The organism is Sphingomonas kyeonggiensis, assembly GCF_014196745.1.
GTDB classification, from domain to species: domain Bacteria; phylum Pseudomonadota; class Alphaproteobacteria; order Sphingomonadales; family Sphingomonadaceae; genus Sphingomonas; species Sphingomonas kyeonggiensis.
In genome coordinates this window covers 1-13,816 of record NZ_JACIEH010000001.1, presented here as the reverse complement: position 1 = coordinate 13,816, position 13,816 = coordinate 1, and the positions used below count along the sequence as shown (strand labels likewise).

General features: G+C 63.8%; 8 protein-coding genes and 1 pseudogene. 3 read left to right on the top strand and 6 right to left on the bottom strand.

The annotated features are described in order from the left end of the window. Positions 1-24: 24 nt before the first annotated feature. Both GGR46_RS00045 and GGR46_RS00040 read left to right on the top strand, forming a co-directional pair. Positions 25-1,464: a PepSY-associated TM helix domain-containing protein gene (locus GGR46_RS00045; protein WP_183996578.1), complete on the top strand. Its 1,440-nt coding sequence runs from the start codon at positions 25-27 to the stop codon at positions 1,462-1,464. Then, entirely contained in the window at positions 1,461-1,784 is a 324-nt protein-coding gene (locus tag GGR46_RS00040) for a DUF3325 family protein (RefSeq protein WP_183993397.1), read from the top strand. Before GGR46_RS00045 ends, GGR46_RS00040 begins: the two co-directional genes overlap by 4 nt. On the opposite strand, the gene GGR46_RS00035 is transcribed toward GGR46_RS00040, so the two are convergent. Genes GGR46_RS00035 through GGR46_RS00025 form a run of 3 tightly spaced genes read right to left on the bottom strand, consistent with a single transcriptional unit; the run spans position 1,781 to position 7,552 of the window. After that, entirely contained in the window at positions 1,781-3,601 is a 1,821-nt protein-coding gene (locus tag GGR46_RS00035) for a response regulator (RefSeq protein WP_183993395.1), read from the bottom strand. The genes GGR46_RS00040 and GGR46_RS00035 overlap by 4 nt on opposite strands. Continuing rightward, positions 3,588-4,463, bottom strand: a complete 876-nt coding sequence (locus tag GGR46_RS00030) for a CheR family methyltransferase (protein WP_183993393.1) — start codon at positions 4,461-4,463, stop codon at positions 3,588-3,590. The genes GGR46_RS00035 and GGR46_RS00030 overlap by 14 nt, the downstream gene beginning before the upstream one ends. Beyond that, a complete protein-coding gene (locus tag GGR46_RS00025; RefSeq protein ID WP_425506493.1) occupies positions 4,460-7,552 on the bottom strand; it encodes a response regulator in 3,093 nt (1,030 codons plus the stop codon). Before GGR46_RS00025 ends, GGR46_RS00030 begins: the two co-directional genes overlap by 4 nt. 407 nt (positions 7,553-7,959) lie before the next feature. Between GGR46_RS00025 and GGR46_RS00020 the strand changes: the two genes are divergently transcribed. Next, a complete protein-coding gene (locus GGR46_RS00020; protein ID WP_183993392.1) occupies positions 7,960-9,114 on the top strand; it encodes a tyrosine-type recombinase/integrase in 1,155 nt (384 codons plus the stop codon). A 301-nt stretch (positions 9,115-9,415) separates the two neighbouring features. Here GGR46_RS00020 and GGR46_RS00015 read toward each other — a convergent pair whose 3' ends face one another. The 3 genes and pseudogenes from GGR46_RS00015 to GGR46_RS00005 form a co-directional block, all read right to left on the bottom strand. Continuing rightward, positions 9,416-9,850, bottom strand: coding sequence for a hypothetical protein (locus GGR46_RS00015; protein WP_183993390.1), 435 nt, complete (start codon positions 9,848-9,850; stop codon positions 9,416-9,418). Between the two features lie 2 nt (positions 9,851-9,852). Then, positions 9,853-12,534 (bottom strand): RHS repeat domain-containing protein, encoded by a 2,682-nt coding sequence (locus GGR46_RS00010; RefSeq protein WP_183993387.1) that lies wholly within the window; start codon positions 12,532-12,534, stop codon positions 9,853-9,855. An 11-nt stretch (positions 12,535-12,545) separates the two neighbouring features. Then, positions 12,546-13,816 (bottom strand): annotated as a pseudogene (locus GGR46_RS00005) (hypothetical protein); the annotation flags it as partial.

Here is a 13,816-nt window from a genome sequence, read left to right as displayed (position 1 = left end):
ATCCGCGAAGGCGTCCGCCAGGTCATGGCATGGCTGCACGGCTGGGTAGGCCTGCTGCTCGGCTGGGTGCTGTTCGTCATGTGCCTCGCCGGCACACTCAGCGTGTTCAAGCCCGAGATCGGCCAGTGGATGCGCCCGGAGACCGTCGCCACGGCCGACCCGGCCGACGCGGTGCAGGCCGCGACCGACTGGCTGGCCCGGAACAGCAAGGGCTCGACCGGCTGGTACCTCACCGCCCCGAACGCGCGGACCAACACGGTCGAGGCGGCCTATGACAGCGACGGCGCCTTCCTCTATCGCGCGCTCGATCCGGTGAGCGGTGCGGCGGCCCCGCGCGAGACCCTGGGCGGCGAGTTCTTCTACCGGCTGCATTTCGAGCTGGAGCTGCCCTATCCCTGGGGCCGGCTGCTCGCCTCGCTCGCGGCGATGTTCATGCTGGTCGCGCTGGTCACCGGGATCATCGCCCACCGCCGCATCTTCAAGGATTATTTCACCTTCCGCCCGGCCAAGGGCCAGCGCTCCTGGCTCGACGGGCACAATGCGCTGGGCGTGCTCGCCACGCCCTTCCATCTGATGATCACCTTCACCGGGCTGGTCACGCTCGCCTCGCTGTCGATGCCCTGGGGCATCACCGCGCTCTACGGCAGCGACCTGGCGAAATTCTACCAGGACTTCGCCCCCGGCTTCACCCAGCGCGCGCCGACCGGCGAGAAAGTGGCGCTCGCCCCGGTCGCGCCGATGCTGCGTGAGGCGCAGCGGCAGCTGGGCGGCACGATCGGCCGGGTCTATGTGCTCAACCCCGGCGACAAGGCCGCGATGGTCACCGTCTATCGCTCGGATGCCGACCAGATCGGCTTCAACCAGTCCCAGATCAGCTTCGACGGGGTAACCGGCAAGCCGCTCGGCACCTGGCGCGAGGATCGCGGCGCGATCCAGACCTACAATGTCGTCTACGGCCTGCACATGGCGCGCTTCGCCCCGCTCGCGACGCGCTGGCTCTATTTCCTCGGCGGCGCGATGCTCACGCTCGCGATCGCGACGGGCATGGTGCTCTGGATCGTGAAACGCCGCGAGCGCGCGCCGCTCTCGCTCGGAAATCATATCCTGGAACGCCTCAATGCCGGTTTCCTGGCCGGAGTCCCGCTCGGCTGCGCCGCCTATCTGCTCGCCAACCGCCTGTTGCCGCTCGGCATCGAGGGCCGTGCCGAGCTCGAGGTATCGACCGCGCTCTGGACCGCCGCCGCAGCGCTGGTGATCGGTGCCGCGCTCAAGCCGCGCTGGTCCTGGCCGCTGCTCACCGGCGCCACCGCCATCGCCTGCACGCTCGCCGCGCTGATCGGTCTGCCGATCAGCGCGATGTCGGCGGTGCTGCTCGTCACCGCCGCCAGCCTGGCACTGCTCGTCCGGAAGCAGCTGCGCGGCCCCGCGAAACGCCCCGAACGCAAGAGGCGCATGGCAGCATGACCCTAGCAATCACCGGCCTGCTCTATCTCGGCATGTTCGCGCTCGCCGCCGGCATGTCGCGCCACGCCCCACCGCTGCTCGCCGCGCAGGCGAAGCTTGCCGCGCTCCGCCATCCGGCACGCTGGGGCTGGGCATTGGTGGCGCTCTCGGCCCTGCTCGCGATCTTCGCGCACGACGGTGGCCAGGCGCTCGTCCTGTGGTTCGGCCTGGTCCCGCTGGTCAGCGCGATCCTCCTGCTCGGGCTGACCTACCGCCCGGCGGTGCCCCGCGCCGTGGTGCCCGTCGCCGCGCTGATGGTACTGCTCGCGCCCTTCGTCTAGGCGGGGACCGGCCGGCCGCGCAGCAGCGCCTCCGCCACCGCGATGATCTCGGCGGGGTTGAACGGCTTGCCGATCGCCGGAACCCCGGCAAAGCCATCGGGCAGATGGTCGCGGCCATAGCCGCTGACGAACGCGAACGGCACGCCGCGCGCATCGAGCGCCGATGCGATCGCCTCGACGCTGGCGCCCTGCAGGTTCCCGTCGAGCAGAGCGCCGTCGATCGCTCCGCCTTCGATGATCGCCCGGGCATGCTCGGCCGTCGCGGCGGGACCGACCACCTCGACCCCGGCATCCGCCAAGATCGATGCCAGCTCGAGCGCGACCAGCGGCTCGTCCTCGATGATCGCGAAGCGCTTGCCGGCGATCGATGCCACGGCGGCAGCGGCGCCGCTGGCCCAGCGCTCTTCCTCACCGGCCGCGCGCGGCGTGGACAGGCCCGCCGCGCCGCCGGCATGCGGAATGGTCAGGATCCAGCGGAGCCCCTCGGGCGAGAAGGTCGCCGTCGCCGATCCGCCCTCGGCCTTCAGGCTGCGCTCGATCAGCGCGGTGCCGAAGCCGCGCCGCTCCGGCTGCGCCACTTCGGGGCCGCCGCTCTCCGCCCATTCCAGCTCGAGCATCGTGCCGTTCAGCCGCCACTCCAGCCGCACCTGCCCGCGCTCGTTCGACAGCGCGCCATATTTGTTGGCGTTGGTGCCCAGCTCGTGGAGCACCAGCGCGAGGTGCAGCGCCGGTTCGGGCGACAGCTCGATCTCGGGCCCGGTGAAGCGCAGCCGCTGCGGATCGATCGTGCCGAGCTGGAGCTGGCCCTCGATCAGCTCGCGCAGCTTGGCGCCCTGCCAGGTCGTCGCACTGAGCAGCGAATGGGCGCGGGCGAGCGCATGGATGCGGCCGATGAAGGTCGGCGCGAACTCGGCCGGCCCGGCGGTGTGGCGCAGCGTCTGCGTCGCGATCGCCTGGACCGAGGCGAGCGTGTTCTTCACCCGGTGGTTGAGCTCGCCGATCAGCAGCCGCTGCGTCGCCTCGGCGCGCTTGCGCTCGGTCACGTCGAGGATCTGGACGCTGACCGAGACCGGCCGGCTGCCCTCGAACAGCGCCGAGCAATAGCATTCGCACTCGAGCAGATTGCCGCGCTTGTCGTTCGCGCTGAGCGTCTCGACCCGGCGCAGCTCGTGCCCCGCGATCATCTGGCCGAGCACCGTCTCCACCGCCTCGCCATTGGCGGGATCGAGCCAGTCGAGCTTCGCGGCGCGCCGGCCCAGTACTTCCGCGGCGCTCCAGCCGAACAGCCGCTCGGCGCCGTTCGACCAGCCGATCACGCGCAGCTCGGCGTCGAACTCGACGATGGCGAGCGGGCTGTTGTCGCTATGCGCCTGGATGCGGCCCAGCGCCGCGGCGAGCTGGTCGCGCTGGCGGGCGATCTCGAGCCGCTGGCGGGCAAGCTCGACGAAGATGTCGACCTTGTTGCGCACGATCTGCGGATCGACCGGCTTGAACAGATAGTCGACCGCCCCGGCCTCATAGCCGCGGAACCGCCGCCGCTCGTCGGTGGCAACTGCCGTCACGAAGATGATCGGAACCCGCCGGGTGCGCTCGGTCCCGCGCATCAGCTCGGCCAGCTCATACCCGTCCATGCCGGGCATCTGCACATCGAGCAGCGCCAGCGCGACATCATGCCGGAGCAGCAGCTCGAGCGCTGCGGGGCCGGAGGGCGCCTGCAATATCTCCACCCCATCGCGACGCAGCAGCGCGTCCATCGCGATCAGGTTCTTCTCGACATCGTCAACGACGAGGATCTTGACGGTTTCAGGCAAGGACATGGGCAGGCCCCGTCGCTGCTATCGGCATGATGTTGCGGCGGTATATCTTCTCGGCCGGGTCGAAGTCGGCAAAGGCGTCGCTATAGGCCGAGAAGCGCAGATTCTCCTTCGATCCCAGCCCCAGGAAGCCGCCGCGCACGAGGCTCTGCCCGAACAGGCCGAGCGCGCGGTCCTGCAGGTCGCGGTCGAAATAGATCAGCACGTTGCGGCTGGAGACCAGATGCGCCTCGGCGAACACCTGGTCGCTGGCGAGGTTGTGCTCGGCGAACACCGCCCGGGCGCGCAGGCTCTTGTCGAACACCACCCGGCCATAGCCGGCGGTGTAATGGTCGGAGAGCGAGCCCTTGCCGCCCGACGCACGGTGGTTCTCGGTGAACAGCGCGATCCGGTCGAGATCATAGACCCCCGCCTCCGCCCGTTCGAGCGCCGCCGGGCTGATGTCGGTGCAATAGAAGATCGTCCGCTCCTCCAGCCCCTCTTCGCGGAACAGGATGGCCAGCGAATAGAACTCCTCGCCATTGGCGCAGCCCGCGATCCACACCTTGAGCGAGGGGAAAGTGCGCAGATGCGGCACCACCTGCTCGCGGATGGCGCGGAAATAGGCGGGATCGCGGAACATCTCGCTCACCTGGATGGTGAGGAAGCCCATCAGTTCGCCGAACAGCACCGGATCGCGCAGCACCCGCCCCTGCAGCTCGGACAGGCTCGCACAACCGAAGCGCGATTGCGCCCGATCGAGCCGCCGCCGCAGCGATCCGCGCGAATAGCCGCGAAAGTCGTAGTGATAGCGCCGCCACACCGCCTCGAGCATCAGCTCCAGCTCGATCTCCACGACCGGATCCAGCACCTCCGCCTCGCTCATCGCGGCATCCACACGCGGACCAGGCTGAGCAGCTTGTCGACGTCGAGTGGCTTGGCGAGATAGTCGTTGGCGCCCGCCGCGATGCAATCCTGCTGGTCGCGCGCCATCGCCTTGGCCGTCAGCGCAATCACCGGCAGGCTGCGCCATTCCGGCCGCCCGCGGATCTCGCGCGTGGCGGCGAGCCCGTCCATCTCGGGCATCATCACGTCCATCAGCACCAGCTCCACGGGCGTGCCGCCGTCCCTCGCCTTGTCGAGCGCCGACAGCGCCTCGATACCGTTGCGGGCGATCTGCACCTGCGCGCCGTGCGGCTCGAAGATCGAAGTGAGCGCATAGACGTTGCGGATATCGTCCTCGACCACGAGGATGTGCCGCCCGTCGAGCGCCGCATCGCGCTTCAGCGCCTGGCTCAGCATCGCCTGCTGCTGCTCGGGCAGGTCGGACACCACCTGGTGGAGGAACAGGGTCACCTCATCCAGCAGCCGCTCGGGCGACTTCACGCCCTTGACGATGATCGACTTGGAATAGCGGCGCAGGCGCAGCTCCTCGTCCGCCGACAGGTCGCGCCCGGTATAGACGATCACCGGCGGGAAGCCGACGCTCTCGTCCAGGCTCAGCTTCTCGAGCAGGTCGAGCCCGGCCATGTCGGGCAGGTTGAGATCGAGCACCATGCAGTCGAACGTCTCGCTGCCGAGCTTCTCCAGCGCTTCCTTCGCACTGTGCGCATCGACCGTCTCGACATCGCGCGAGGCGAGCAGCAGCCGCACGCTCTCCGCCTGCTGCGCATCGTCCTCGACCACCAGCACCCGGCGCAGGCGCTGCGTCATGTGCGCCTCCAGCCCCTCGAGCAGGCCGACCAGCTGGTCGCGGCGGACCGGCTTGAGCATGTAGCCGATCGCGCCATTGGCCAGCGCGGTCTGGCTGTTGTCGTCCACCGAGACGACATGGACCGGGATGTGGCGCGTGCGCGGATCCCGCTTGATCCGGTCGAGCACCGACAGGCCGGTATGGTCGGGCAGCCCCATGTCGAGGATCACCGCATTTGGCACGTACTGCCGCGCCATCAGCGCACCTTCGTCGGCGGTGCCGGCGACCAGGCAGTCGAAACCCAGCTCGTGCGCGAGGTCGTAGAGGATACGCGCGAAGGCCGGATCGTCCTCCACGACGAGCAGGACCCGGCTATCGCCGCTCAGTTGCTCGCGATCGTCGAGCACCGCGGCGCGGCGCGGCTGGCGCCGGGGCTGCGGCTGGGGCTCGACCGTGAGCAGCGGCGCCTCGACGGGAACCGGGGCCTCGATCAGGCTGGGGTCGTAAGTCTCGGGCAACAGCAGGGTGAAGATGCTGCCCTCCCCCGCGCCGCTCTCCAGCTGGATCTCGCCGCCGAGCAGTCGCGCCAGCTCGCGGGAGATCGACAGGCCGAGCCCGGTACCGCCATATTTCCGGCTGATCGTGCCATCGGCCTGGCGGAACGCCTCGAAGATCAGCTTCTGCTGCTCGGGTGGCACCCCCACGCCGGTATCGCGCACCGCAAAGCTCAGCCGGCCGTCGCTCGCCCGCCCGACGCTGAGGACCACTTCGCCCTTCTCGGTGAACTTGACCGCATTGGAGAGGAAGTTGCGCAGCACCTGCTCCACGCGCTGCGGATCGGTCTCCACTTCACCGGGCGTGCCGGGCAGCAGCTCGCAGCGCAGCGCGAGCCCCTTCGTCTCGGCGGCCGGCGCGAAGCCCTGGCGGAGCTTGTCCAGCATCGGCGCGATCCGGATGCTGCGCGGCTGCAGCTCCAGCTTGCCGGCCTCGATCTTCGAGATGTCGAGCACGTCGTTGATCAGCGCGAGCAGGTCGTTGCCCGAAGTCTCGATCGTCTCCGCATGGCGGACCTGCTCGGCGTTCATGTTGCCCGCCCGGTTCTCGGCGAGCAGCCTGGCCATGATCAGCAGCGAGTTGAGCGGCGTGCGCAGCTCGTGGCTCATGTTCGCCAGGAATTCGGACTTGTAGCGGCTGGCCTGCTCCAGCTCGCGCGCCTGGCCGGCGAGCGAGGTCTGGGCACGCGACAGGTCGTCGCGCTGCGCCTCCAGCGCCTGGGTCTGTTCCTCGAGCTGGGCGTTGCTTTCCTCCAGCTCGGCCTGCTGCACCTCCAGCCGTGACTGGGATTCCTGCAGCGCGCTCGCCTGCGCCTCCAACTCCTCGTTGCTCGACCGCAGCTCCTCGCTCTGGACCTGCAGCTCCTCGGCCTGGGCCTGGGTTTCCTCGAGCAGCGCCTGCAGCTGGGCGCGGTATTTGGCCGAGCGCACTGCGATGCCCAACTGCTCGGCGAGGCGGTCGAGCAAGGGCTTGGCGTCCACCGGCATCGCCCCGATGAAACCCAGCTCGATCACCGTGTTGACCTCGCCATCGATGAGCGCCGGCGCGATCAGCAGCTGGCCTGGCTTGGCCTGGCCCAGCGCCGAGCCGAGATAGAGATAGCCGTCGGGCACCGTCTCGAGCGTGAAGCCGCGCCGGTCCGCGATCGCCTGGCCGAGCAGCCCGTCGCCCGGCGTCACCCGCTCGGGCACCGCCGCGCCGGTGGGCACACCATAGCTGGCCCGGCGCAGATAGCCGTCGCCGTTGCGGATGAAGATCGCGCCGGCGCTGGCGCCCAGATATTCGGCGAGGAAGCGGAGCGCATTGCCGCCGAGCTTGTCGACCGGCTGGTCGCCGGCGATCGCCTCGCCCAGCCCGACCTGCCCCGACTGCAGCCATTCCTCGCGGCGGATCGCGAGCTTGTTGCGGATGAACAGAACACCGACGATCGCCAGGATCCAGCCGGTGAACATGCCGAGCGTGCGGTTCATCTGCGAGATGCTGGGATCGACGCCGCCCGGAGGCGAAAGCTTGAAGCCCACGATGGTGAGTATCGTCGCGAGCATCGCCACGGCTGCCGGCGCCGCCGGGCGCGGGGCGAGATAGGCGAAGACGATCGGCAGCAGGTAGATCACCCACACCGAGGTGCCGAGCGGGATGGCGAGATCCGCCAGGAACGGGACTGCGAGGAAGACGGCGAGCACGCCGTAGAGCAGCATTTCGTACTTCGCGCCGGACCGCTGGATCATCAAACCCCGTCTTCTAAGGCAAGCCCATGAAATTGCCGCGTTATTCCAACAGCTTCCGGGGATCGCAACACAGATCGGCGCCGAACGACGCCGCCCGGCGCAACGCGCAGGGAAAGCTTTGGTTCCAGGAAATTGCGTAATTTGGGACGGCCGCCCGAATCGGGACGGCGATATCCGGGCGCAAAATGGCGCGGCTCAGCGATGGCTGGTCGGTTCAGTCTGTCGGGGGAAAAGGGCGGCTGGTGGAGCTGAGGTCTGTAAATAGTACGTCTCGGGAAAAGCCAGAACATCCCTAACCCTTTGAATTAAAAAGATTGTGATCCATTCTCAATTTCTGGCTGCTCCATCCAGTCCCACATCTTCCAATGCGAAATGTGGGACGAAATGTGGGACGGAAGGATCAAAGAATGTCTGGCTTAACAGCGCTTCAGGTTAAAAATGCCAGGCCCGGCCGCCATGCCGATGGCCGCGGGCTTTATCTCGTCGTCAGAGATAGCGGATCCCGTGCATGGGTGCTTCGAGCCCAGGTTGAGGGCAAGCGCCAAGATTTCGGATTGGGAGCCGCTGACAAGGTGTCCTTGTCGCAGGCTCGTGCGAAGGCGTCGGAATTTCGAGCCAAGCTCAAGAGTGGAGAGAGTGTCAGGACGGCCAAGGCGGCTGCAAAGACGGTACCCACTTTCAGTGAGACAGCCCGTTCGTGCCACATGGCCATCAAAGGCGGGTGGGCGAACAAGCGCCACAGCGACTCATGGCTTGCGTCCCTCGATCGGCACATCTTCCCATGGATCGGGGACAGAAGGGTCGATGAAATTACGAGCGTGATGGTGCGAGATGCCCTCGCGCCGATCTGGATGAAAACCCCCGAAACCGCGCGCAGAGCGTTGCAGCGCATCGGGACCGTGCTGGATTACGCCCATATTGAGGGGTGGTGCCCACATGAAGCAGCGCTGCGCTCGGTAACAAAGGGATTGCCCAAGCAACCTGCGGATGAAGGGCATTTTGAAGCCATGCCCTACGCAGATGTTCCGGCATTCTATGCGCGCCTCCAAGCCTTGCCAGAAACGCCGGGACGCGATGCATTAATGTTCACCATCTTCACAGCCGCCCGGTCAGGAGAAACGCGCCATGCGACATGGCCGGAGTTCGATCTCCAAGCTGCAACCTGGTCAATCCCGCCGGCCCGAATGAAAATGAAGAAATTGCACGTGGTTCCTCTGACACCGCCAGTAATAGAGCTATTGAGGCGGCGCTGGAGGTTACGGTCGGAAGACCATGGGCTGGCATTTTCGACGGACGGACTTCGCCCGCTCAGCGACATGACGATGACCAAGGTTCTCCGAGACTTTGGTCTGGAAAAGATCACAGTTCACGGGTTCCGTAGCAGCTTCACCGACTGGGCCGCCGAGAAGACGAAGGTCCCTAAAGAGGTGGTCGACAAGGCTTTGGCTCACAAGTTGATCGATCGAGTGGAGGCAGCCTACCGGCGTACCGATTTCTTCGAAAGACGGCGCCGGTTGATGGAATCATGGGCCAAGTATGTGAAAGGAGCGGCGAAGATTTGACCGCACCACGCCTCCAACGCCTTCTTGATTGGTGGCATTGTGGGGAATTAGCGGTGGGAAGATAGCCAAGCGCAGCGCCCAACCATGACCCGCAGCGTCTGGCTCCACCCAAATGCCGATCAGGGACGATCCTAGTCGCTACGAGCGCTCGCCACAATTAAGCCGACAACGAGCAACGCCCCCACAGACCTCCAGAATATCCCTAATATAAGATGGCATGCTATTGCCTGAAAGGATTTTACTTCAATAAATTATAGTCGTATGGCGCGCATAATTACCTTAGCAATATTTAAACCTTCGCTCATGAATCAACTTCTTCTATGAATTTTTTATCATTACACTTGAATTTTTCTTTCATATCATTCCATTCTTGAATTTTAATTTTATCTTTTATATCCTCATACTCAGAAATCTTCGCAAGTATTGATCGACAACTACCTCTTCTTGCCGCCATGTCTAGCCACTTCGCCGCGCTATCGCTTTGATCAATAGATGTATAATATGCGTACAAATAGAATGCTGCCTTGTTGTCCCCCCTAAAGGCCTTTTTTTCCATATCGGCTACGCTCTCAGTCGACATGCGACTGCCATCGCAACGGAATGAGCCCGCTGGGCCTGCGCATCCTGCCTTAGTGTGATCGCGATTTTCACTGCCTCTAATGGCAAAAAGAACGCCAAAAAAAATAATAGATGACGCGACAAATAACATTAAATATTTTCTTAATTTCACCTCCATTATTACTCGTCCTTCTTCGTGGAAGTAGCTGTTGCCGTTTCCGTTGTAGCTATCCTAGATCCAGTACGAACATAAGAGTATGATAAGGTGGCCTCTCCGGTTTTTGTGTTATAAGTCATCGAACCATTCACCTTTGCCCTGGAAGGGATATTGAAACCAAAATCAGCAAAGCTACCACGGAAAACTTTCCATTCTTCGCCACTACTTGGTGTTATTACAATTATATTCGATCCAGTTTCTCGGCTCCAATGATTCAAGCCAGTCGAAGCCATTACCGCTCGATGGGTTATCGCAGCCAGTGCCGCCGCATAACTACCCTTACCTCCAAGCGCCGCCCAGCATGCCATCAAAGCAATAGGCTGCCTGCTTCCCCCAGAAGCCTGCATTATGCCAGCCGCTAGGGTGCCAACTCTTACCGGAATTCCAGTGGTGGGCGAAATTTGCTTGTTTACCCCCCAAGCACCGTGGCCATCATTTCCGCCATGCGCAACAACGGAGAAGACTCCGGGGAGGTCGAAAGCACGTGCCAGCCTCTTCTCGGCCTCGGTTGACTCCGAATTTCTAGACAATAAATCAAGATCACTTAACCCGCTTGGGTCATTCTTATTCAGTGGATCATTAGAAACATATGCATATAGATTAACCTGATCGTCATACCCGATCGGGTCGGTCTGCAGGAAGCGGCCTAACGTCGGCGAGTAGATGCGGGCCTTGTAGTAGTACATGCCCAGCTCGGGGATCCATGCTTGGCCGGTGTACTGGAAGCGGCCTGTCTGGTTGGCGCCAGGGATGCCATATTCATCATAGCGATAGATTGCGGTGGCGTTGCCGGCGGCATCCGCGATCGACACGACCGAGCCCTGGTGATCGACCTGCATGCTGCGTTGGTCCGCGAGCGTTGCACCCTCCCACCAGAGCATGGGATCGTCCTCGCCCGTACCGTGGAGGTAGCGTCGGAGCAGATTGCCCGCTCCGTCATATTCGACAGTGAGCTGGTCGCCATCGTAGAGGAAGCGGGTATCGCTGACGCCGCCCCGGTAGACCTGGTACAGGCGGCCAAGCGGATCATAGACCAGGGCTACGCCCGCTGACGTCGCCACAAGCCGGTTCTCGGCATCATAGGCATAGCTGGTGCCGGTATCGGCAATCAGGTTGCCGTTGGCGTCATAGGTGAAGCTGCTCCCGGCCACGGCTGCATATTGATTGAGGCCGTTCGGGGTATAGGGCCGGTCGACATTCACATAACTTGTGAATGCGTAACTGTCATTCGTACGGGCCTTGCTGACGATCTGACTTGCCGGATTGTAACTGAAGTTCGTCGTGACATCGTACGACGAGCCCGCCAGATTATGGTTGATGCTCGCCAGCCGTGAGATCTGATCGAAGCCGTAGGAAGAAAAGACCGTACCTCGCCACTCACCCCACCGGCGTCCCTGACTGTCCCAATCGAAGTGCAGCCGCTGGTATATCCCACTCTCGTAAGCGTCGCTTGGTCGATCCAGGCCGTCATAGGCGTAGGTGAAGTAGTTGCCGTCAGGGTGGGTGATACGCGCCCGATTGCCACCGGCGTCATATTGGTAGCCCAGGCTCCGGCTCACCCCCACCATGCTAGTTGTGCTGGAAGTGATGCGTCCGAACCCGTCATAGCCGTTGGTCACGGCGTCCGCACCGCTCGCGCTGTCAAAGCGCGCTGCGGTCTGCAGCCCTCGCAAGTCATAGCTGTAATAGACATCGCGCGTCGCGCTGGAATTCACGCTGGTGCAGGCATAGCCAGCGACACAGGCGTCCGGCACGATCTTCGATGTCACCCGGTCGAGCGCGTCATAGCCATAGGTGAAGACCCGCGCGTCGCGCTTGCGGAAGCTCGTCCGGTTGCCATTGGCGTCATAGCCATAGGCTTCATAGTCGTTCGTATTGACCGCACCCGACGTCGCCAGCGCATTGGCCGGGGTCGAGCCCTCATAGCTGCCCGGCGCGCTGGACGAGGGGAACTGCCACTGCACCTTGCGATCATAGCCGTCATAGGTCAGCCGCGCCTTGTTGCCATTGGCATCGACGACATATTCCTGCTTGCCGTTCGTCGTATAGCTGTAGGTGACATAGGCCTGCTCCCGGCCCGTACCCACTGCCTTGCGCACCTGCAGCAGCTGGCCGGCGGCATCGTAGATGTTGCGCGTGATCCGGTCCGCACCCTGGCTACCCTGTGTCCCTAGCGTACAGGCGCTCGCGGGCAGCGAGCCGAATGCCGCCGGGTTCATCCGCACCGCCGTGCATTCCAGCCGGCCAAATGCGTCATAGCTGTACTGCGTCAGCTGATAGATCGTCCCCGCCGCGCCTTCGCGAACCTGTTCGACCAGCTTGCGGTCCATTGCGTCATAGATCGTCTCTGCCGTTTGCTGGATCGTGAAGCCCGTCCAGTTCTTGGGCTCGACATCTTCCGACTGCCAGCTCGCGAGTTCACCCTTCTCGGCTTTGGTCAAACGGCCGGCTGGGTCGTAGCTGTTACGCACGGCAAGATGATGTAGCGACCCTGAGCCGTCCGGGTCCGGCGCAATCGTGCCGGTTACCCGCCCGTCCGCGTCATAGCGTGTTGCGCTGGTGAAATCGGATGGCGAAGCCTGTGCAAACGCCGTAGCCGGCACCAGAGTCAAAGAGGCGAGCAGCCCCAGCAAAATGCGGTTCATGCCATCCCCCTTCAGTAGCAGGCCGACAGCCCGGCGCGCGGGCTCGTTTCCCATATTTTGCGGCCATTCCGATCATAGCCGTAGCAGGTACGCAGGCTGCGGATAACGCCGTCTGAGTCCTGTGCGGTGACGGTCTTCCCGCGAAGCAGGAGGTTGTTGCCGACCGAGCCGGTATTGGGGCCATAATCGTAGGCGACGATCACTTCGTCCGCCGCGCCGCCGGCACACGCATTGCCCACCGTCGCCGTCGCTCGGCAGCTACGCTCCTCGCTCAGCAGCCACACCGGGCTCGCCGCCTGGGAGAAGCCGCCGCTCGCATTCTTGATCCAGGCATAACGCTGCGCATAGGCGTAGCGCTTGACCGCCTGGATCCCGTTCGCATCCGCCGGCGCCGTCTCGGTCAACACCCCGCCATGCGTCGCGTCATAGGTATAGCTGGTCGCGTTCGACCGCGGATCGGTCACGCTCGTCGGCTTGTTGCAGGTCAGGGCATTGCCGCAGTTGCCCGGATAGTTCGCGCTGGTCACCAGGTCGGACAGGCCGGAGTTCGGCTTGGGCTTGACGGTCTTCGAGGTCAGGTTGCCGCGATTGTCATAGTCGTAGGTTTCGCCATTTCCTTCCGCCGCGGACACACCGACAACGGTGGAATCCGGAAGCGATGGCCCCCAATCCCCTCCATTGAATTTGAGGCTGATATGAGTGACCCGATTCAGGGGATCGGCAATGGCGACTGGCAGCCCGCTTATGTCCAGCACGAATGAACTGGAAGCCGAGCCATTCTCGGTCAGCATGGTCGTCGACTGCTGGAAAGGTCGATAATCCGGATCGGTATCGTGCTGCCATTTGGGGCAACCAACCGAATAAACTCCGGTCGCGGAATAGGTGAACGCATAGGTCTTTCCGCTAGCGTCGACCTGGTTCGTCACATAGTCGTGCAGATGCAGGTCCCGCTGCCCGCCCGAAACCGTCGGATCGTTGGCGCACTCCGCATAGGTGGTCTGCAGTTTGCAGACCGACTGGCCGGGCTCCTTGATGCAGTTCAGATGGTCCTTGCTATTGTAGAAATAGCTGGTCGTCTGACCACTTTTGGTAACCGAGGTGAGCAGCGGTCCGGAATAGACGCCCGCCGTGGTCCCATAGGTGACGGTCTGCGCGTCAGTGGGGCAGGATGACGTCGCTGTAACATGGGACCTCGCCATGTTGACCGCGCAGACTTTGGTTGCGCTCTCGAAGAGGATTGCCCAGCCGCGGTTGCTGATTATCGCCCGAGGCGAGAAACCGT